The following is a 19,109-nucleotide window of genomic DNA, read 5'->3' as shown; positions in this document are numbered from 1 at the left end:
ATGCGGAGGCTTCGGGCCGTCAGAGCGCGTAGTCGACGACCACAGGCGTGTGGTCCGACCATCGCTCGTCGTAGGCGGCCGCACGGTCGACCGACCAGCCCGTGACCCGCTCCGCGAGTGCGGGGGTCGCCAGCTGGTAGTCGATGCGCCATCCGGTGTCGTTGTCGAACGCCTTGCCGCGCCACGACCACCATGTGTAGGGCCCGTCGACCTCGCCCGCGTGCTTGCGGACGATGTCGACCCAGCCGAGCCCGGCGCCGGCGTTGTACGCCGGGTCTCCTTCGGCACCGAGGATGCGGTCGAAGTACTCGCGCTCCTCCGGCAGGAAGCCGGCGCGCTTGACGTTGCCCTTCCAGTTGCGGATGTCGAGCGTGCGGTGACCGACGTTGAGGTCGCCCATCACCACGGCGAGCTCGTTGTGCTTCTGCAGCTCGGGGAGCCGCGCCTCCATCGCGTCGAGGAAGCGGTACTTCTCGGTCTGCTTCTCGGTCCCCGCCTCGCCCGAGTGGACATAGGCGCTGACCACGGTGATCACCGTGCCGCCGACCTCGTAGTCGGCCTCCAGCCACCGGCCCGCGCTGTCGAACTCGCTGGGGCCGAGCTCCACGCGGTGGATGGATGCGCGGTGCCTGCTCGCGATCGCGACGCCCGCGCGGCCCTTGGCGGTGGCGGGGTCGTGGACGATATCCCACTCCTCACCGAGCAGCCCCTGGAGGTCTTCGGACGAGGCCCGGACCTCCTGGATGGCAAGGATGTCGACATCGCGCCCGTCGAGCCAGGCGCCCATGCCCTTGCGGAAGGCGGCGCGGATGCCGTTGGCGTTGATCGTGGCGATGCGCAAGCGACTCGAGGGCATGCTTCCAGCCTACCGGGGGCGGCCGACACCGGTTCAGCCGACCGGTTCTCCGTCGAGGAGGTCGTTCAGCCGCTGCTCCGCGCGGGCGACGCGACGCTGCGCGGGAAGCCGGGAGAACCAACGCGCCGTCGCCAGATCGTCCTGCGCCTGCGCCAGCTCCGACCGGGCGACGAGCACGCGCGCCTCGTGCTCGGCCGCCGCACGCTCCGCGGCCGCCTCCTCCGGTGTGACGGCGCGCGGCGAGAGCCCGCTGTCGAACATCCCGATCGCGATCCACGACGCCGACAGCAGGATGACGCGCGAGATGAGGTTGAACCACAGGAGGAGACCGATGAAGACGGCGAAGGTCGCCAGCAGCGGGTTCTTGTACGCGCCGCGGAGCAGCAGACCGCCCAGGGCGCTCAAGCCGGCGAGCACGAGTGCGCCCAGCAGCGCGCCGAAGAAGAGATTGCGCCAGGGGATCGCCACCCGGGACATGACGCGGAACATCGCGCCGAGGGTCACGATGTTCAGCGCGACGGACACCACCAGACCCGAGAACCGCGCGACGGCGTTGGTCCAGAAGGAGTCGGACGACAGCCCGGCGAGGTCCAGGAGGAGGGTGAGCGCCTGGGTGCTGATGATGGTGAGCAGCGCCGACAGCACGAACAGCACGCCGAAGATGAGCGCCAGCCCCAGGTCGCGCACCTTCTGAAGCACGTAACTCGTGGTGTCGCGGCTGAGACGGAACACCGCCCGGACCGCCTGCCGCGTGTAGTAGAGCCAGCCGATCGCGGTCCAGATCAGGCCGATGGCGGCGATGACGCCGGTCCAGCCGAAGGAGGAGGCGTTGCGCAGCTGCTCCTGCGGGATGACCCCGACCGTTGCGCTCGTCTCGATCAGCCCGGGAACCGTCCGGTTGATCAGGGCCACGAGCGCGTCGAACACCGCCTCGTTGCCGGAGAGCCAGTAGCTCGCGACGGAGAACCCCACCCACACGGCGGCGAACACGGCGAACAGCGACTGGTACCCCATCCCGGCGGCGCGCAGATTGCCGTCCGAGTACGAGTAGTTGATGTACACGCGGTACGGCCGCAAAGCCTTGACCCACTTCGCCCAGCCGGAGACGCGCGCCACGGGCCGCTCGAACCGGCGCACCAGGGGGTCGGCACGCTCCACCAGGCGCTCGCGCAGCGACTCGTCGGCCTCCGGCTCCACGTTGCCCGCGGCGCGCTGGAGGTCCGGGTCCGGCGGGGAGGGCTCGCCTCGGGACTTCTTGGCCACGCCGTCAGGATAGCGAGCGGCCGTGCCGCTCGGAGATGCACGACGGCCCGCTCCGGTGCGGAGCGGGCCGTCGTGGACGTGTGCGGGGCTCGATCAGCGCTTTCCGCGCATGATCGCCTGCTTCACCTCGGCGATCGCCTGCGTGACCTGGATGCCGCGCGGGCAGGCGTCGGTGCAGTTGAAAGTCGTGCGGCAGCGCCACACGCCCTCCTTATCGTTGAGGATGTCGAGGCGCACCTGCGAGTTGTCGTCGCGCGAGTCGAAGATGAAGCGGTGCGCGTTGACGATGGCGGCCGGGCCGAAGTACTGGCCGTCGGTCCAGAACACCGGGCAGGACGACGTGCACGCGGCGCAGAGGATGCACTTCGTGGTGTCGTCGAAGCGGGCGCGGTCGGCGACCGACTGGACGCGCTCCTTGCCCTTCTCCGGCTTGGAGTTCGCGACGAGGAACGGCTGCACCTCGCGGTACGACTCGAAGAAGGGCTCCATGTCGACGATGAGGTCCTTCTCGAGCGGCAGGCCCTTGATCGCCTCGACGTAGATCGGCTTCGAGATGTCGAGGTCCTTGATCAGCGTCTTGCAGGCGAGGCGGTTGCGGCCGTTGATGCGCATGGCGTCCGATCCGCAGATGCCGTGCGCGCACGAGCGGCGGAAGGTCAGTGAGCCGTCCTGCTCCCACTTGATCTTGTGGAGGGCGTCGAGGATGCGGTCGGTCGGGTACAGCTCGACGTCGAAGTCCTGCCAGCGCGGTTCCGTGTCCACGTCCGGGTCGAAGCGGCGGATGATGAGCGTGACGGTGAACGACTCGACCGGGGCCTCGGGGGCCGGGGGAGTCTCGAGCACGGCGTTCGACATCAGTACTTCCTCTCCATCGGCTGGTAGCGGGTCACCACGACGGGCTTCCAGTCGAGCGTGATGTGGTCTGCGGCATCCGACGAGTGCGGGTCGCCGGTGAGGTAGGCCATGGTGTGCTTCATGTAATTCTCGTCGTCGCGCTTCGGGAAGTCGTCGCGCATGTGGCCTCCACGCGACTCCTTGCGGTTGCGCGCGGAGTAGACGACGACCTCGGCGAGGTCGAGCAGGAAGCCGAGCTCGACGGCCTCCAGCAGGTCGGTGTTGTAGCGCTTGCCCTTGTCCTGCACCTGAACGTTGCGGTAGCGGTCGCGCAGCTCGTGGATGGTCTGGGTGACCTGGGCGAGGGACTCGTCGGTGCGGAACACCTGGGCGTTCCGGTCCATCTCGTCCTGCAGCTCCTTGCGGATGGCGGCGATGCGCTCCGTACCGGTCGAGGTGCGCAGTTCGTCGATCATGCGGCGGACGGCGCCGGCCGGGTCCTCCGGCAGCGGGACGGCCTCGGCGGTCTTGACGTACTCCACAGCGTTGTTGCCCGCGCGCTTGCCGAAGACGTTGATGTCGAGCAGCGAGTTGGTGCCCAGACGGTTCGAGCCGTGCACGGACACGCACGCGCACTCGCCAGCGGCGTAGAGGCCCGGGACGACGGTGGTGTTGTCGCGCAGCACCTCTGCTGCGGTGTTCGTCGGGATGCCGCCCATGGCGTAGTGCGCGGTCGGCATCACGGGAACGGGCTCGACCACCGGGTCGACGCCGAGGTAGGTGCGGGCGAACTCAGTGATGTCGGGGAGCTTCGTCTCCAGCACCTCGGCGCCCAGGTGTGTGCAGTCGAGCAGCACGTAGTCCTTGTGCGGGCCGGCGCCGCGTCCCTCCGCGACCTCCTGGACCATGCAGCGGGCGACGATGTCGCGCGGCGCGAGGTCCTTGATCGTGGGGGCGTAGCGCTCCATGAACCGCTCGCCGGAGGCGTTGCGGAGGATGGCGCCCTCGCCTCGGGCGCCCTCGGTGAGGAGGATGCCGAGGCCGGCGAGGCCGGTCGGATGGAACTGGAAGAACTCCATGTCCTCCAGCGGCAGGCCCTTGCGCCAGATGATGCCGACGCCGTCACCGGTGAGGGTGTGGGCGTTGGAGGTGGTCTTGAAGATCTTGCCGAAGCCGCCGGTGGCGAAGATGATCGCCTTCGAATGGAAGACGTGCAGCTCACCGGTCGACAGCTCGTACGCGACGACGCCGGCCGGCTGCGGCACCCCGTCGACCTCGTTCATGATCACGTCGAGCACGTAGAACTCGTTGAAGAAGTTGATGCCGAGCTTGACGCAGTTCTGGAACAGCGTCTGCAGGATCATGTGTCCGGTGCGGTCGGCGGCGTAGCACGCGCGGCGGACCGGCGCCTTTCCGTGATCGCGGGTGTGGCCGCCGAAGCGGCGCTGGTCGATCTTGCCCTCGGGCGTCCGGTTGAACGGCAGGCCCATGTTCTCGAGGTCGATGACCGCGTCGATGGCCTCCTTGGCGAGGATCTCCGCCGCGTCCTGGTCGACGAGGTAGTCGCCGCCCTTGACGGTGTCGAAGGTGTGCCACTCCCAGCTGTCCTCCTCGACGTTCGCCAGGGCTGCGGCCATGCCGCCCTGCGCCGCACCCGTGTGGGAGCGCGTCGGGTAGAGCTTCGAGATCACGGCGGTGCGGGCGTGCGGCCCGGCCTCGATCGCCGCGCGCATCCCGGCGCCGCCGGCGCCGACGATGACGATGTCGAACTCGTGGTAGTGGACGCCGTCGATGACGGTGGATTCAGTAGCTTCTGTTGTCACAGGGTTTCCGTGTCGATTCGTCGCTGGTCGGGAGGCGGGGTCAGCGAGCCGGGCAGAAGGACGGCAGGTCGGCGGCAGCGGCGCCGGCCGGGCACGGGTCGAACGTGAAGATCACGAGCGTTCCGAGCACGATCAGCACGACGACCGCGGCGAGGATGGCCCACTTCAGGATGCGGTTCACGACCCGGTTGTACGCGTAGTCGTTGACGAGCGTGCGCATCCCGTTGCCGCCGTGGATCATGGCGAGCCACAGCATCAGGAGGTCCCAGACCTGCCAGAACGGCGTCGCGTACTTGCCGGCGACGAAGGCGAAGTCGATCTGCTTGACGCCGTCGCCGAGGACGAGGTTGATCAGCAGGTGGCCGAAGATGAGGATCACGAGCAGGACGCCCGAGAACCGCATGTAGATCCAGCCCCACTTCTCCCAGTTCTTGCCGCGGGAGGATCGGGCAGCGGGGGTGCGCGGCGCCTCGATGGTCGTCACGTCAGTTCACCTCCGAGAAGATGTGGACGAGCTGGACGGGCACGAAGCCGGCCATCAGGATCACCCAGAGCGCGATGACGATCCAGAACATGACCTTCTGGTACTTGACGCCCTTGCTCCAGAAGTCGATCAGGATGATGCGCAGGCCGTTGAAGGCGTGGAACACGATGGCTGCGACGAGGGCGATCTCGCCGAGCCCCATGATCGGGTTCTTGTAGGTGCCGATCACCGCGTTGTAGGCCTCGGGGCTCACGCGGATGAGCGACGTGTCCAGGATGTGGACGAGAAGGAAGAAGAAGATGGCGACGCCGGTGATGCGGTGGAGGACCCACGACCACATCCCCTCACGGCCACGGTACAGAGTTCCGCCGGGCCGGGTTTTGGCCGGCTGCAGGGTCCCTGTCGCTTGGTCTGACACGGACAACCCTCCCTGGTTGCTGATCGCTGATGCGGCGCGGTGAGCGCAGCGCCAGTCTATGCCGGGTGGGGTGCTGCCGCCTCTTAGGGTGACCTCAGTTATCTCGATGTCGAGATAACCCGCCCTGTACGTCAGGATCGGCCCGGCGTACCGTCCACCCCATGACACAGGACGAACCGATCATGCAGGGCAGCACCGATGCGACGGACGAGGGCAAGGTCGCCGGCATCGTCGAGCAGGTCCGCGCGGACATGCAGTTGCGGGGCTCCGAGGACAGCGAGCGGCTGCTGAAGCAGCGTCTCGACGAGACGGGCATCCAGCTTCCGCAGGAGGAGATCTCGCGGCTGGTCGCCGAGATCCAGAACGGCCCGTCGGTCGTCGACTGACCGACCGGCGGACGGGCTAGAGCACGTCGGTGGAACCGGTGATCTTCAGCGCGTCCACCACCGACTTCACCCGCTGGGCGTTCTCGCTGGTGGTGACGAGCAGTGCGTCCGGGGTGTCGACGACGACGATGTCCTTGACGCCGATCAGGCTGATCACCCGCTTGCTCTGACTCACGACGATGCCGCTCGACGAATCGGAGAGAACACGGGCGTTCTCGCCCAGGATGGCGAGGTCCGACTTGCGGCCGCCGGAGTTGAGCTTGGCCAGCGACGCGAAGTCGCCCACGTCGTCCCAGTCGAAGTAGCCGGGGATGACGGCAAGTCTGCCCGCAGCCGCCGCGGGCTCCGCGACCGTGTAGTCGATGGCGATCTTCTCGAGCTCCGGCCAGATCCGGTCGACGGCCGGGCCACGGGTCGCGGGGTCGTCCCAGGCCTCCGCGAGCTCCAGGAGTCCGGCGAGCAGCTTCGGCTTGTTGCGGCCGATCTCCTCCAGCAGCTTGTCGGCGCGCGAGATGAACATGCTCGCGTTCCACAGGTACGAGCCGTTCGCCAGGTAGCGCTCGGCGGTCTGCAGGTCGGGCTTCTCCTTGAAGGAGTCGACCGCCAGCGCGCTCGGGGCGCCGGCGATCTCGAGGCGCTCGCCGTAGTGGATGTAGCCGAAGCCGACGGCGGGCTCCGTCGGCTGGATGCCGATGGTCGTGATGTAGCCCGCGCGCGCAGAGGCGGCCGCCTCCCGCACAGCCGACTGGAAGAGCGGGAGGTTGTTGATCACGTGGTCCGCGGCGAACGAGCCGATGATCACGCCGGGCTCGCGGCGCTCCAGGATGGCGGCGGCGAGGCCGATGGCCGCGGTGGAGTCGCGCGGCTCGGATTCCAGCACGACGTTCGGGTCGGTGAGGGACGGCAGCTGCGACTCGACGGCGGCGCGGTGGGCGCGGCCGGTGACGACCATGATGCGCTGTTCGCCCGACAGGGGGGCGAGGCGGTCCCAGGTGTCGCGCAGGAGCGTCTGGCCCGAGCCGGTGAGATCGTGCAGGAACTTCGGGGCGTCGGCGCGTGACAGGGGCCACAGCCGCGAGCCGATGCCGCCGGCCGGGATCACGCTGTAGAAGCGCTCGATGGGCGGGCCCTGTGTGATCCTGCGCTTCTGAGTCATGCCGAAAGGATAGCGAGCGTCGCCGGACACCGGCTGTTCACGGTGACGACACCGGCGCCGCCTAGCGTTGCGGCATGCGGGTCGCAGTGGTCAGCGAGAGCTTCCTCCCCACCGTCAACGGGGTCACGACGAGTGTGCTGCGGGTCCTCGACCATCTGGCGGCCGAGGGGCACGAGGCCATCGTCGTCTGCCCGGATGCGGGGGCGCCGGCGGAGTACAACGGGTTCCGCATCCACCAGGTGCCGTCGGTCGCGTACCGGCAGTTCCCGGTGGGACTCCCGAGCCCGCAGGTTCAGCGCATCCTCTCCGGCTTCGGCCCCGACGTGCTGCACGCCGCCTCTCCGTTCTTCCTGGGGGCGCAGGCGATCGCCGCGGCCAACCGGATGGGCGTCCCCTCTGTCGCGATCTACCAGACGGACGTCGCCGGCTTCGCCCGCCGCAACGGGCTGGGCGTCACCTCGGCCATCGCCTGGAAGTACGTCCGCTGGGTGCACGAGGGCGCCGACCTCACGCTCGCGCCGTCGGCGGCGAGCGAGTACGACCTCCGCACGGCCGGCGTCACCCGGGTCGCCCGCTGGGGACGCGGCGTCGACCTGGTGCGGTACCACCCCAATAAGAGGAGGACGCCGGCGGCGGTCGCCCTGCGCGAGCGTCTCTCGCCGGACGGCGAGACGGTCGTCGGCTACGTCGGCCGCATTGCCCCGGAGAAGCAGGTGGAACGGCTGCGCGCACTCCGCGGGATCGGGGGAGTGTCGCTCGCGATCGTCGGGGACGGGCCGTCGCGCGACGCCGTCGCCCGCGAGCTCCGCGGCATCCCGGTGACCTGGCTGGGCCGGCTCGGCGGTGAAGACCTCGCTGCCGCCTACGCCGCCTTCGACGTCTTCGCGCACACCGGCTCAGAGGAGACCTTCGGGCAGACGGTGCAGGAGGCTCACGCGTCGGGACTCCCGGTGGTCGCGCCGCGCGCGGGTGGCCCGATCGACCTCGTCGAGCATGGCGTGGACGGGCTGCTGTTCCGCCCGTCCGACGACCGCGCCCTCCGCGCCGCCGTCTCGATGCTCGTCCACGACGGCGCCCTGCGTCGCCGCATGGGGGAGGCCGGACGCCGTGCTGTGCTCGGACGCAGCTGGGATGTCGTATGCGGCGAGCTGACGCGCTACTACGAGCGCGTCATCCTGAGCGCGGTGACCGCGACGGCGATCCGGTGACGGCGGAGCGCTCGATCTCCCGGTTGCCCGCCCGTTCGCCGCAACGGAGGTCGGCCGGCCATCGGGTCCCGACTCGGTCCTCCGTTCCTCGCGACGCGCCGAGCAGTGCGTGCTGATCGCCTCCCTTCTCTCTCGGCCCGCCCCGCGCACGAAAGGGAGGCGTATCCGTCACGAGATCGGCGGATCGGCGCGAAAGGGAGGTGAAGGGCGTGCGCACAGGCGCGGGCGACCTCCGCGTCCAGCGTCCGGAGGGGTCGCGAGCGTACAGTTAGGTGGCCCCTCGGGCCGCCCTGCACTCGTGTCGACTCGACGTCGTCCGGACCACGGAGGTGACTTATGGCCAACCAGAACCGACGCGGCATTCCGATGCCCTTCGTGACGCGCACCCGCCGGGTCGATCCTCCCTCTCCGGCCGTGGCCGCGCCGCCCGTCGAGACCCACCCGGGGCGGCGCAGCATGGTCGACAGCGCGATCTACGCCGACGGCGTCCGCGTCGCCTCCCCGACCTCCCTCGCCGAGACCTACGCGGCACTCGACCGCACCCCGGGCGGGGTCGCCTGGATCGGCCTCTACCGGCCGAGCGAGCAGGAGCTGCTCTCGCTCTCGGAGGAGTTCAACCTCCACCCGCTGGCGATCGAGGACGCCATCGTCGCCCACCAGCGCCCCAAGCTGGAGCGCTACGACACCGTCCTCTTCGTCGTGCTCAAGGCCGCGAACTACCTGGACGTGCCGGAGGAGGTCGACTTCGGCGAGCTGCACCTCTTCGTCGGACGCAACTTCGTCATCACGGTCCGCCACAGCGAGTCGCCGGACCTCTCGCACGTCCGGCAGAGGATGGAGGGCGAGCCGGAGCTGCTCGCGCTCGGGCCGCAGGCCATCCTCTACGCGATCATCGACGCCGTGGTGGATGCGTACAGCCCCGTCGTCGCGGGTCTCGCCAACGACATCGACGAGATCGAGACGCAGGTGTTCGGCGGAGACGCCCTGGTCTCCCGCCGCATCTACGAGCTGTCGCGGGAGGTCATCGACTTCCAGCGGGCGACGCATCCCCTCTCGGCGGTCATGCTGGCGCTCGAGCGCGGCTCCGCCAAGTACGGCGTGACGCAGGAGCTCGAGCGCCGGCTGCGCGACGTCGCCGACCACCTCACGCAGGTCAATGAGCGGGTGGACGGTTTCCGCTATCTGCTGCGCGACATCCTCACCGTGAACTCGACCCTCGTCTCCGAACGGCAGAACGAGGAGATGACGCGGTTGGCGCACTCCAGCAACCGGCAGGGCGAGGAGGTCAAGAAGATCTCGTCGTGGGCGGCCATCCTGTTCGCGCCGTCGCTCATCGCCGGCATCTACGGCATGAACTTCACGCACATGCCGGAGTTGTCCTGGCCGTTGGGGTACCCGCTCGCGGTCCTGGCGATGCTCGGGCTGAGCGGTCTGCTGTACTCCATCTTCAAGCGGCGCGGCTGGCTCTGAGCACCGTCCCCGAATGGGGGACGGGCTGCTCGAATGAGCACGTGCCAACCGCGTGAGCGTTTGTAACGCTTGCATGAAGAACCCGGATTTTCGAACGGAGTGGTTCGTCACATTCGGTAACGTGAACCGCAGAAGCCTGCGATTACCCGCGCGGCTACGCATCTTGGAGGAACAACCTTGTCAATCACAGCCCGAAAGGCCGGACTCCTCGGCCTCGCGGCGGTCGGCGTCATGTCGCTGCTCGCTGCCTGCTCGGCGGCCCCGTCGGACAGCTCGTCCGGCGGCGCCGCGAAGAGCGACTTCCTGCCCTGCATGGTCTCCGACTCCGGTGGATTCGACGACCACTCGTTCAACCAGCTCGGCTACGAGGGTCTGCAGCAGGCCGCGAAGTCGCTCGACGTGAAGTACAAGCAGGCGGAGTCGAAGAGCGAGAACGACTTCTCTCCGAACATCCAGAGCATGGTCGACGCCAACTGCAACCTCGTCGTGACGGTCGGCTTCCTTCTCAAGGACGCGACCGAGAAGGCCGCGAAGGCGAACCCGGACGTCGACTTCGCGATCATCGACGACAACGAGATCCAGGCGAAGAACGTCAAGCCCATCATCTTCGACACGGCCCAGGCCGCGTTCCTGGCCGGCTACGCAGCCGCCAGCTACTCGAAGACCGGCATCGTCGGCACCTTCGGCGGCATGCAGATCCCGACGGTCACCATCTTCATGGACGGCTTCGCCGACGGCGTGAAGTACTTCAACGACCAGAAGGGCAAGTCGGTCAAGGTCGTCGGCTGGGACGTCGACAAGCAGAACGGCCTCTTCACGGGTGGCTTCGACGCCAACGAGACCGCGAAGAACACCGCTCAGGGCATCATCGACCAGAACGCCGACGTCATCATGCCGGTCGGCGGCCCGATCTACCAGTCGGCCGCTCAGGCGATCAAGGACTCCGGCAAGCCGATCGCGATGATCGGTGTCGACGCCGACGTCTACGAGTCCGACCCGACCGTGAAGGACCTGCTCCTCACCTCGGTCATGAAGGGCATGAAGCCGGCGACCGACGACGTCGTGACCCAGGCGGCCAAGGACAAGTTCGACAGCAGCCCGTACGTGGGCACGCTGAAGAACGACGGCGTGGGCATCGCCCCGTTCCACGACTTCGAGTCGAAGGTCGACTCGGGTCTGAAGGGCGAGCTCGACAAGATCAAGGCCGGCATCATCGACGGCTCGATCAAGGTCACCTCGCCCTCGTCGCCCAAGCAGTAACAGCGACGAGAACGCTCGACGGGGAGGTCAGCCACGGCTGGCCTCCCCGTTCCGTTCCACCCCCGCCTTCCTTGCTCATCTGAGCACACACTGACATCTGCGCAGGAAGGTAGGGTTGAGGATGCGCGACGAGGCCACCAGCCGTTCCGCGTGCCCCCTCCTCACAAAGGCTCTTCGCTCCCCCCGGGCGAGTAGAGAAGGAAACCCACCCGAATGAAGCTCGAACTCCGCGGGATCACCAAACGGTTCGGTCCCCTGGTCGCGAACAATCACATCGATCTGACCGTCGAACCCGGTGAGATCCACTGCCTGCTCGGTGAGAACGGTGCAGGCAAGTCCACCCTCATGAACGTGCTCTACGGGTTCTACCAGCCCGACGAGGGCGAGATCCTGCTCGACGACGTCGTCCAGCACTTCGCCGGCCCGGGCGACGCCATGAAGGCCGGAATCGGCATGGTGCACCAGCACTTCATGCTCATCCCCGTGTTCACCGTCGCGGAGAACGTCATGCTCGGTCACGAGCAGACCAAGTTCGGCGGCCGGCTCGACCTCAACGCCGCCCGGGCGAAGGTTCGCGAGATCTCCGCCCGCTTCGGCTTCGACGTCGACCCGGACGCGCTGGTCGAGGACCTCCCGGTTGGCGTCCAGCAGCGCGTGGAGATCATCAAGGCGCTGTCGCAGGATGCCAAGGTGCTGGTCTTCGACGAGCCGACGGCCGTGCTGACGCCGCAGGAGACCGACGAGCTCATGGCGATCATGCGCCAGCTCAAGGAGCAGGGCACCGCGATCGTCTTCATCACGCACAAGCTGCGCGAGGTCCGCGAGGTTGCTGACCGCATCACGGTCATCCGGCTCGGGACGGTGATCGGCGAGGCGCAGCCCACCGCCACCAACGTGGAGCTCGCGTCGATGATGGTCGGCCGCGCGGTGTCGCTCACGGTGGACAAGAAGCCGGCGACCCCCGGCGCCCCGGCGCTCGTGGTCAGAGACCTCTCGGTGATCGACCCGATCGGCCAGATCGTCGTGAACAATGTGAGCTTCGAGGTGGCCGCCGGCGAGATCCTCGCGATCGCCGGCGTCCAGGGCAACGGCCAGACCGAGTTGACGGAGGCGATCATCGGCCTCCAGCAGCGCGTGCAGGGCCAGATCCTGCTCGACGGGAAGCCGATCCAGGGCCACAGCGTCCGCAAGGTGCTCGACGAGGGTGTCGGCTTCGTGCCGGAGGACCGCAACGAGGACGGCCTCGTGGGGGAGTTCTCGATCCAGGAGAACCTCATGCTCGACCGCTCGACGAGCGACCCGTTCGTGAAGGCCGGCAACATCCAGTTCTCCTACCTCAAGCAGTTCGCCGAGGAGAAGGTGCGCGAGTTCGACGTGCGCACGCAGTCGATCGACGAGAAGGTCGGCCGGCTCTCCGGCGGCAACGCGCAGAAGGTCGTGCTGGCCCGCGAGCTCAGCCGCGAGCTGCGGCTCTTCGTGGCGGCGCAGCCGACGCGCGGTCTGGACGTCGGCTCGATCGAGTTCGTGCACAAGCGCATCGTCGAGACCCGGGATGCGGGCATCCCCGTGATCGTGGTGTCGACCGAGCTCGACGAGGTCGCCGCCCTCGCCGACCGTATCGCGGTGATGTACCGCGGAGGAATCGTAGGAATCGTGCCGGGCGACACACCACGTGACGTGCTCGGCCTCATGATGGCCGGCGAGTCGCCGGAGCAGGCAGGAGCAGCAGCATGACGGGGACCCCCACGCCCGGCCAGCCCGTGGCGCCGGCCCAGCCCGTGGAGCCCGGGAAGCCGGCTCCGGCGGGCGAGGAGCCCTCGCGCTGGAACCAGGCGGTCCGCGAGATCATGAGCGGGCCCGTGGTCATCTCGATCCTCGCGGTCGTCCTCGCTCTGATCGTCGGCGCCATCCTCATCGCGGTCACCGACCCGGAGGTGCAGCGCGCGGCGGGCTACTTCTTCGCCCGGCCCGGCGACACGTTCGCCGCCATCTGGACGTCGGTCTCCGACGCATATGTCTCGATGTTCCAGGGTGCGATCTACAACTTCCGCCGACCGTCGTTCAGCGCGGGGATCCGGCCGCTGACCGAGACGCTCACCTTCGCCACTCCGCTGATCGTGAGCGGTCTCGGCGTCGCGCTGGCGTTCCGCGTCGGCCTGTTCAACATCGGTGGTCAGGGGCAGATCCTCATCGCCGCCGCCGCATCCGCCTGGGTCGGTTTCTCGTTCGACCTGCCGCCGGTCATCCACCTGGTGCTTGCCATCGTCGCCGGCATCGTCGGCGGAGCGATCTGGGCGGGCATCGTCGGTCTGCTGAAAGCGCGGACGGGCGCGCACGAGGTGATCGTCACGATCATGCTCAACTACATCGCGTTCTACCTCATCTCGTACATGCTGCGGACGCAGGGGCTCCTGCAGGCGCCGGGGTCGAACAATCCGAAGGCGCCGGCGGTGCACGCCAACGCGGTCTTCCCGCCGCTGCTCGGAGCGCAGTACAACCTCACCTGGGCCTTCGTGCTCGTGATCGGCGCGACGGTCTTCGTCTGGTGGCTGATCAACCGGTCGAGCCTCGGCTTCCGCTTCCGCGCGGTGGGTGAGAACCCGAATGCCGCACGGGTCGCGGGCATCAACGTCAAGAACGTGTACGTCTACGCCATGCTCATCGCCGGTGGACTGATCGGCATCACCGGCGCCAGCCAGGCGCTCGGGGTCTTCCCGCAGGGCATCAGCTCCGGTGTGGATGCGGGCATCGGCTTCGACGCGATCACGGTCGCGCTGCTCGGTCGGTCGCGGCCGTGGGGTGTGTTCATCGCAGGCCTCCTCTTCGGAGCCCTCAAGGCGGGTGGGTACACCATCCAGGCGGCGAACGACATCCCGATCGACATCGTGCTGATCCTGCAGTCCCTCATCGTCCTCTTCGTCGCCGCGCCGCCGCTCGTGCGCGCGATCTTCCGCCTGCCCGCTCCGGGGAGCACTCCCCGGAGACAGCGCCCCATCGTCACGAAGGAGGTGGCGGCCAAGTGAGCACCACCGCCCCCGTCGTTCCCGATTCCTCGCCGATCGTCCTGGAGAAGGCGGAGATCCGATCCTGGAAGGCGCCGATCGCGTTCGGCATCTTCGTGCTGGTCAGCCTCATCCTGTTCTTCGGGTTCTCCCGGCACGGCGAGAGCACGTTCCGCTTCTCGGAGAAGTCGGATGCCGTCCGGCTGCCCACGCTGACGGTCGACAGCTTCGTCACCACGACGGTCGTGACCATCCTGCTGATCGCGCTCACCCTGTGGAGCGCGTACCTCTCCTATCGCGCACGCAGGACGCCGATCTGGGTCGTCATCGTCTTCTCGCTGCTGTTCATGTTCGGCTTCCTGACCTGGGCCGACTCGGGCAGCCCGTACCCGGTTCCGGTGACGGGCCTCCTGCTCGGCACGATCAGCCTCGCGGTCCCGCTGGTGTTCGGCGCGCTCGGCGGCGTCGTCTCCGAGCGCGGCGGCGTGGTGAACGTGGCCATCGAGGGCCAGCTGCTCGCCGGCGCTTTCGTCTCCGCGATGACGGCGACGCTCACCGGCAGCTGGGTCGTCGGTCTCATCGCCGCGATGGTCGCCGGTGTGCTGGTGTCGTTCCTCCTCGGTGCGTTCGGGATCAAGTACCTCGTCGACCAGGTGATCGTCGGCGTCGTGCTCAACGTCCTCGTCGTCGGCATCACGAGCTTCCTCTACTCGAAGGTGCTCGCGGGTGACCCGCAGCTGCTCAACCACCCGCCGCGCCTGCCGAACTGGCCGATCCCCGTGCTCAGCGAGATCCCGATCGTCGGCAAGGTGCTGTTCGACCAGTCGATCATCGAGTACCTCATGTACATCGCCGTGTTCCTGGTCTGGTTCGGCCTGTTCAAGACCCGCTGGGGCCTCCGGCTCCGCTCGGTCGGTGAGCACCCCGAGGCGGCGGACACGGTCGGCATCAAGGTCAACAGCACCCGGTTCTGGAACGTCTCGCTCGCGGGCGCCATCGCGGGCCTGGGTGGCGCGTACTACACGCTCGGCTCCGTCGGAGCTTTCTCCAAGGAGATGACAGGAGGCGAGGGCTTCATCGCCCTCGCGGCCGTGATCTTCGGCCGCTGGGACCCGATCAAGGCCACTCTGGCCGCCCTGCTCTTCGGCTTCGCCAAGAATCTCCAGGGCGTTCTGAGCACCATCGGCTCGCCGGTGCCGAGCGAGTTCATGCTGATGCTGCCGTACGTCGTGACGATCCTCGCCGTGGCGGGCCTCGTCGGCATCTCGCGGGCACCCGCTGCGGACGGAAAGCCGTACATCAAGTCATGAGCACCGTGGATCAGAACCCCGATTCGATCGACTGGGATGCCTTGCGGTCCGCCGCGACGGAGGCCATGTCGCACGCGTACGTCCCGTACTCGAAGTTCCCGGTCGGTGCGGCCGCGCTCGTCGACGACGGCCGGGTCGTGAGCGGTTGCAACGTCGAGAACGCCAGCTACGGCGTGACGCTGTGCGCCGAATGCGGGCTCGTCTCGTCGCTCGCGATGACCGGCGGCGGCCACCTCGTCGCGTTCACGTGCGTGAACGGCGACGGCGACATCCTGATGCCGTGCGGACGCTGCCGCCAGTTGCTCTACGAGCACTCGGCAGAGGGGATGCTGCTCGAGACGGTCTCCGGCATCCGCACCATCGATCAGGTGCTGCCCGACGCTTTCGGGCCGCGCCAGCTCGCCGCCTACGCGGCCGAGCACGACAACGACTGAACAGAGGAACACCTTCGTGACCGACCGTGCAGGAGAGGTCGAGGCGTTCGACGCCGTCGACCTGATCAGGACCAAGCGCGACCGCGGCGAGCTGAGCACCGCCGAGATCGACTGGCTCGTCGACGCGTACACCCGCGGCTATGTCGGCGATGAGCAGATGTCGGCGATGACCATGGCGATCTTCCTCAACGGGATGACGCGCCGCGAGATCAAGGACCTCACGCTCGCGATGATCGCATCGGGCGAGCGGATGGACTTCTCGGGCCTCGGCAAGCCGACCGCCGACAAGCACTCCACCGGCGGCGTCGGCGACAAGATCACGCTGCCGCTCATGCCGCTCGTCGCGACGTTCGGCGTCGCCGTGCCGCAGCTGTCCGGGCGTGGTCTCGGTCACACCGGCGGCACCCTCGACAAGCTCGAGAGCATCCCCGGCTGGCGGGCGAACCTCAGCAACGAGCAGATGTTCGCGCAGCTGCGCAACGAGGGCGGCGTCATCTGCGCGGCCGGGTCGGGACTCGCTCCGGCGGACGGCAAGCTCTACGCGCTGCGCGACATCACCGGGACGGTCGAGGCCATCCCACTGATCGCCTCCTCGATCATGTCGAAGAAGATCGCCGAGGGCACCGGTGCCCTGGTGCTCGACGTGAAGTTCGGCTCCGGCGCGTTCCTCAAGGACATCGAGCGCTCGCGCGAACTCGCCCGCACGATGGTCGAGCTCGGCCGGGATGCCGGCGTCGCCACCTCCGCTCTGCTCACGGACATGAACGTCCCGCTCGGTCTCGCGATCGGCAACGCGAACGAGGTCCGCGAGTCGGTGGAGGTGCTGGCCGGCGGCGGCCCCGCCGACATCGTCGAGCTGACCGTCGCGCTCGCCCGCGAGATGCTGACCCTCGCCGGACGCCCGGACGAGGACGTCGAGGCGGCACTGAAGGATGGCCGCGCTATGGACAAGTGGCGCGAGGTCATCCGTGCTCAGGGCGGCGATCCGGATGCCGCGCTGCCGGTCGCGAAGGAGACGCACACCGTCGTCGCCGAGCAGGACGGCATCCTGGTCGAGCAGCAGGCGCTGCCCTTCGGCATCGCCGCCTGGCGGCTCGGCGCCGGACGCGCACGCAAGCAGGACCCGGTGCAGCACGCGGCGGGGATCGACCTGCACGCGAAGCCCGGCGACGAGGTCAGGGCCGGTCAGCCGCTGTTCACCCTGTCGGCGGACGAGCCCGCCCGGTTCGAGCGCGCACTCGAGGCTCTGGAGGGCGCCTACCGGATCGCCGCCCTCGGCACCGCGTACGAGCGCGGCCCGCTGATCGCCGACCGCATCGCCTAGGGTTGGACTCATGAGCGACGCCTGGAACGAGTACACGCTGGCCGACGGCACGGAGATCCGCCCGCTGCCGAAGGTCTCCCTCCACGACCACCTCGACGGCGGACTCCGGCCCGCCACGGTGATCGAGCTGGGCCAGGAGATCGGGCTGGAGCTGCCGGCGCAGGACGCGACCGAGCTGGGCCGCTGGTTCGGCGAGAAGTCGAACTCGGGCTCGCTCGTCGAATACCTGAAGACCTTCGACCTGACGACCGCCGTGATGCAGACCCGTGAGGGCCTGGTCCGGGTCGCTCGGGAGTCGGTGCAGGATCTGGGCGCCGACGGCGTCGTGTACGGCGAGCTCCGCTGGGCTCCCGAGCAGCATCTCGCCGGCGGCCTCAGCCTGGACGAGACCGTCGAGGCCGTTCAGGAGGGCATCGAGCAGGGCATCGACGACGTCCGCGGTGCCGGGGGACGCATCCGCATCGGTCAGCTCGTCACCGCCATGCGCCACAACGACCGCGGCCTCGAGATCGCCGAGCTCGCCGTCCGCCACCGCGACCGCGGCGTGGTCGGCTTCGACATCGCCGGCGCCGAGGCGGGTTTCCCCGCCTCCAACCACCGCGCCGCCTTCGACTACCTGGCATCGCAGTTCTTCCCGGCGACCGTCCACGCGGGCGAGGCCGACGGCCTCGACAGCATCCGCAGCGCACTCCTCGACGGCCGCGCGCTGCGCCTCGGCCACGGCGTGCGCCTGGCCGAGGACATCACGGTGGAGCGCCAGGACGACGAGAACACGTACGTGACCCTCGGCACGCTCTCGCAGTGGGTCAAGGACCGCGAGATCGCCCTCGAGACGAGCCCGACGTCGAACCTCCAGACCGGCGCCATCGCCGCGTGGGGTGACGACATCCTGGATCACCCGTTCGACCTGCTCTACCAGCTGGGCTTCCGCGTCACCGTCAACACCGACAACCGCCTGATGAGCGGCACGACGCTGACCCGCGAGCTGAGCATCCTCGCCGACGCGTTCGCCTACGACCGCACCGACCTGGAGATCTTCCAGCTCAACGCCGCGGCGGCATCCTTCCTCCCTCTGGAGGAGCGCGAAGAGCTCTCGGAGATCATCACAGCGGGTTTCGAGGGTTCGTAACCCCTCGGGCGTTACGCTGAAGATATGTCACTGCCACCGCTGCCTGATTCCGCCATCACCGTCGGCGCGCACGCCGCCGACTGGCGTGAGGCGGTCGAGCTGGCAGGGCAGGCGCTGGCGCGCTCCGGTGCGACGGAGCAGGGCTACGCGCAGCGGATGATCCAGGTCATCGAGGAGTTCGGCGCCTACATCGTCATCGCCCCGGGCCTCGCTCTCGCGCACGCGCGGCCCGGGCCGGACGTGAACGCGGACGGGCTCTCCGTCGTCACACTCGACGAGCCGGTGGTCTTCGGGCACCCCCACAACGACCCGGTCTCCGTCGTCCTCGGGCTGGCCGTCTCGACGCCGGAGGCGCACGTGACGAGCGTGGCGGAGCTGGCGAACGTGTTCAACGACCCGGAAGCGATCCCGGCCCTGGCCGCCGCGACCGACGTCGCCGACGTGCAGCGCATCCTCACGCTCAGCGAGGAGGCGTCGCGGTGAAGATCGTCGCCATCTGCGGCGTCGGCGTCGGCACGTCCGGCATCCTCAAGGTCAACGCCGAGCGCGTGCTCGACCGCCTGGGCATCGACGCGGACGTCACGGCGTCCGACGCGGCGAACATCGCCGAGGCGGCCTCGGACGCGCAGGTCGTGCTCACGTCGCCGGAGCTCGTCGACCGCATCGGTCGCACGAACGCCGACGTGATCGTGGTGGAGAACTACTTCGACCTGGACGAGCTGGAGCGCAAGCTCGACGAAGCGCTCGGCTGA

General features: G+C 68.5%; 19 protein-coding genes. 12 read left to right on the top strand and 7 right to left on the bottom strand.

The features are described from left to right. Positions 1 to 19: 19 nt before the first annotated feature. The 6 genes from ACF1AJ_RS08920 to sdhC form a co-directional block, all read right to left on the bottom strand. Positions 20 to 856 (bottom strand): exodeoxyribonuclease III, encoded by an 837-nt coding sequence (locus ACF1AJ_RS08920; protein ID WP_391507002.1) that lies wholly within the window; start codon positions 854 to 856, stop codon positions 20 to 22. Positions 857 to 889: 33 nt separating this feature from the next. Next, positions 890 to 2,119: a YihY/virulence factor BrkB family protein gene (locus ACF1AJ_RS08915; RefSeq protein ID WP_391507001.1), complete on the bottom strand. Its 1,230-nt coding sequence runs from the start codon at positions 2,117 to 2,119 to the stop codon at positions 890 to 892. 93 nt (positions 2,120 to 2,212) lie between these two features. After that, entirely contained in the window at positions 2,213 to 2,974 is a 762-nt protein-coding gene (locus ACF1AJ_RS08910) for a succinate dehydrogenase iron-sulfur subunit (RefSeq protein ID WP_391507000.1), read from the bottom strand. Beyond that, on the bottom strand, positions 2,974 to 4,776 hold the full coding sequence (gene sdhA / locus ACF1AJ_RS08905) for a succinate dehydrogenase flavoprotein subunit (RefSeq protein ID WP_391506999.1): 1,803 nt from the start codon (positions 4,774 to 4,776) through the stop codon (positions 2,974 to 2,976). The genes ACF1AJ_RS08910 and sdhA overlap by 1 nt, the downstream gene beginning before the upstream one ends. A gap of 40 nt (positions 4,777 to 4,816) precedes the next feature. Then, positions 4,817 to 5,260 carry a succinate dehydrogenase hydrophobic membrane anchor subunit gene (locus ACF1AJ_RS08900; protein WP_391506998.1) on the bottom strand — a complete coding sequence of 148 codons (444 nt, stop codon included), beginning with the start codon at positions 5,258 to 5,260 and terminating at the stop codon, positions 4,817 to 4,819. Position 5,261: 1 nt separating this feature from the next. After that, complete coding sequence (sdhC, locus tag ACF1AJ_RS08895; RefSeq protein ID WP_249776421.1) at positions 5,262 to 5,600, bottom strand: succinate dehydrogenase, cytochrome b556 subunit; 339 nt, start codon at positions 5,598 to 5,600, stop codon at positions 5,262 to 5,264. Between the two features lie 239 nt (positions 5,601 to 5,839). Between sdhC and ACF1AJ_RS08890 the strand changes: the two genes are divergently transcribed. Further along, a complete protein-coding gene (locus tag ACF1AJ_RS08890; RefSeq protein WP_391506997.1) occupies positions 5,840 to 6,064 on the top strand; it encodes a hypothetical protein in 225 nt (74 codons plus the stop codon). Between the two features lie 16 nt (positions 6,065 to 6,080). On the opposite strand, the gene ACF1AJ_RS08885 is transcribed toward ACF1AJ_RS08890, so the two are convergent. Further along, positions 6,081 to 7,220 carry a mannose-1-phosphate guanylyltransferase gene (locus ACF1AJ_RS08885; protein ID WP_391506996.1) on the bottom strand — a complete coding sequence of 380 codons (1,140 nt, stop codon included), beginning with the start codon at positions 7,218 to 7,220 and terminating at the stop codon, positions 6,081 to 6,083. Between the two features lie 74 nt (positions 7,221 to 7,294). Here ACF1AJ_RS08885 and ACF1AJ_RS08880 point away from each other — a divergent pair, with 74 nt between their 5' ends. The 11 genes from ACF1AJ_RS08880 (at position 7,295) to ACF1AJ_RS08830 (ending at position 19,109) form a co-directional block, all read left to right on the top strand. Continuing rightward, complete coding sequence (locus ACF1AJ_RS08880) at positions 7,295 to 8,428, top strand: glycosyltransferase family 4 protein (protein WP_391506995.1); 1,134 nt, start codon at positions 7,295 to 7,297, stop codon at positions 8,426 to 8,428. A gap of 336 nt (positions 8,429 to 8,764) precedes the next feature. Then, entirely contained in the window at positions 8,765 to 9,898 is a 1,134-nt protein-coding gene (locus ACF1AJ_RS08875; protein ID WP_309857051.1) for a magnesium and cobalt transport protein CorA, read from the top strand. 177 nt (positions 9,899 to 10,075) lie between these two features. Next, positions 10,076 to 11,158: a BMP family protein gene (locus tag ACF1AJ_RS08870; RefSeq protein ID WP_391506994.1), complete on the top strand. Its 1,083-nt coding sequence runs from the start codon at positions 10,076 to 10,078 to the stop codon at positions 11,156 to 11,158. A gap of 213 nt (positions 11,159 to 11,371) precedes the next feature. Next, complete coding sequence (locus ACF1AJ_RS08865) at positions 11,372 to 12,892, top strand: ABC transporter ATP-binding protein (RefSeq protein ID WP_391506993.1); 1,521 nt, start codon at positions 11,372 to 11,374, stop codon at positions 12,890 to 12,892. Beyond that, positions 12,889 to 14,181, top strand: coding sequence for an ABC transporter permease (locus ACF1AJ_RS08860; RefSeq protein ID WP_391506992.1), 1,293 nt, complete (start codon positions 12,889 to 12,891; stop codon positions 14,179 to 14,181). Before ACF1AJ_RS08865 ends, ACF1AJ_RS08860 begins: the two co-directional genes overlap by 4 nt. Then, on the top strand, positions 14,178 to 15,470 hold the full coding sequence (locus tag ACF1AJ_RS08855) for an ABC transporter permease (RefSeq protein ID WP_391506991.1): 1,293 nt from the start codon (positions 14,178 to 14,180) through the stop codon (positions 15,468 to 15,470). Before ACF1AJ_RS08860 ends, ACF1AJ_RS08855 begins: the two co-directional genes overlap by 4 nt. After that, positions 15,467 to 15,904 (top strand): cytidine deaminase, encoded by a 438-nt coding sequence (locus ACF1AJ_RS08850; protein WP_391506990.1) that lies wholly within the window; start codon positions 15,467 to 15,469, stop codon positions 15,902 to 15,904. Before ACF1AJ_RS08855 ends, ACF1AJ_RS08850 begins: the two co-directional genes overlap by 4 nt. Before the next feature lie 16 nt (positions 15,905 to 15,920). Then, positions 15,921 to 17,228 (top strand): thymidine phosphorylase, encoded by a 1,308-nt coding sequence (locus ACF1AJ_RS08845; protein WP_391506989.1) that lies wholly within the window; start codon positions 15,921 to 15,923, stop codon positions 17,226 to 17,228. Positions 17,229 to 17,238: 10 nt separating this feature from the next. Then, positions 17,239 to 18,357: an adenosine deaminase gene (locus tag ACF1AJ_RS08840; RefSeq protein ID WP_309857066.1), complete on the top strand. Its 1,119-nt coding sequence runs from the start codon at positions 17,239 to 17,241 to the stop codon at positions 18,355 to 18,357. Positions 18,358 to 18,381: 24 nt separating this feature from the next. After that, positions 18,382 to 18,840, top strand: coding sequence for a PTS sugar transporter subunit IIA (locus ACF1AJ_RS08835; protein ID WP_018190011.1), 459 nt, complete (start codon positions 18,382 to 18,384; stop codon positions 18,838 to 18,840). Continuing rightward, positions 18,837 to 19,109: a PTS sugar transporter subunit IIB gene (locus ACF1AJ_RS08830; protein WP_018190012.1), complete on the top strand. Its 273-nt coding sequence runs from the start codon at positions 18,837 to 18,839 to the stop codon at positions 19,107 to 19,109. Before ACF1AJ_RS08835 ends, ACF1AJ_RS08830 begins: the two co-directional genes overlap by 4 nt.

The sequence above is a fragment of the Leifsonia sp. NPDC014704 genome, from assembly GCF_043083605.1.
Classification (GTDB): Bacteria; Actinomycetota; Actinomycetes; order Actinomycetales; family Microbacteriaceae; genus Leifsonia.
The sequence above is the reverse complement of the archived record's forward strand: the minus strand, read 5'-3'. Positions and strand labels throughout refer to the sequence as shown.

What these genes read in the sequence shown, in the direction of transcription:
- ACF1AJ_RS08910 (WP_391507000.1), bottom strand. Translation starts at nt 2,974, where the DNA reads ATGTCGAACGCCGTGCTCGAGACTCCCCCGGCCCCCGAGGCCCCGGTC.
- ACF1AJ_RS08875 (WP_309857051.1), top strand. Translation starts at nt 8,765, where the DNA reads ATGGCCAACCAGAACCGACGCGGCATTCCGATGCCCTTCGTGACGCGC.
- ACF1AJ_RS08865 (WP_391506993.1), top strand. Translation starts at nt 11,372, where the DNA reads ATGAAGCTCGAACTCCGCGGGATCACCAAACGGTTCGGTCCCCTGGTC.
- ACF1AJ_RS08920 (WP_391507002.1), bottom strand. Translation starts at nt 856, where the DNA reads ATGCCCTCGAGTCGCTTGCGCATCGCCACGATCAACGCCAACGGCATC.
- ACF1AJ_RS08890 (WP_391506997.1), top strand. Translation starts at nt 5,840, where the DNA reads ATGACACAGGACGAACCGATCATGCAGGGCAGCACCGATGCGACGGAC.
- ACF1AJ_RS08840 (WP_309857066.1), top strand. Translation starts at nt 17,239, where the DNA reads ATGAGCGACGCCTGGAACGAGTACACGCTGGCCGACGGCACGGAGATC.
- ACF1AJ_RS08850 (WP_391506990.1), top strand. Translation starts at nt 15,467, where the DNA reads ATGAGCACCGTGGATCAGAACCCCGATTCGATCGACTGGGATGCCTTG.
- ACF1AJ_RS08880 (WP_391506995.1), top strand. Translation starts at nt 7,295, where the DNA reads ATGCGGGTCGCAGTGGTCAGCGAGAGCTTCCTCCCCACCGTCAACGGG.
- ACF1AJ_RS08860 (WP_391506992.1), top strand. Translation starts at nt 12,889, where the DNA reads ATGACGGGGACCCCCACGCCCGGCCAGCCCGTGGCGCCGGCCCAGCCC.
- ACF1AJ_RS08835 (WP_018190011.1), top strand. Translation starts at nt 18,382, where the DNA reads ATGTCACTGCCACCGCTGCCTGATTCCGCCATCACCGTCGGCGCGCAC.
- sdhC (WP_249776421.1), bottom strand. Translation starts at nt 5,600, where the DNA reads ATGTGGTCGTGGGTCCTCCACCGCATCACCGGCGTCGCCATCTTCTTC.
- ACF1AJ_RS08885 (WP_391506996.1), bottom strand. Translation starts at nt 7,220, where the DNA reads ATGACTCAGAAGCGCAGGATCACACAGGGCCCGCCCATCGAGCGCTTC.